Source organism: Calidithermus chliarophilus DSM 9957, from assembly GCF_000430045.1.
In the GTDB taxonomy this organism is placed as follows: domain Bacteria; phylum Deinococcota; class Deinococci; order Deinococcales; family Thermaceae; genus Calidithermus; species Calidithermus chliarophilus.
Window position 1 is genome coordinate 43,291 of sequence record NZ_KE387027.1, and the last position, 249, is coordinate 43,539.

1 protein-coding gene is annotated in these 249 nt (G+C 75.9%); it reads right to left on the reverse strand.

Annotated features, from left to right (window positions below):
• A partial coding sequence (locus MEICH_RS29515; RefSeq protein ID WP_036219657.1) for a hypothetical protein occupies positions 1-249 on the reverse strand: 249 nt, incomplete at both ends.

Genomic DNA, 249 nt, shown 5'->3' on the forward strand with positions numbered 1-249 from the left:
AGAGGCCGTGCCCCCGGGTGAGCTGCACGATGAGCGCCTCGACGCTGGTGGGCATGGGCTCGCCCTCGGGCGCGCGCCAGCGCCAGCGGTGCCCGTCGCTCCAGAGGTGGCCCAGGCGGCCCAGGTGGCGGAAGTACTCCAGCGTGAACAGCGGGTTGCCCTGGGCGCGCTGGTAGATCCACTCGCACGCTTCGGGGGGCAGCGCCCCGCCCGCCTGGCCCTGGAGCAGCGCGGTGGAGGCCTCCGGCG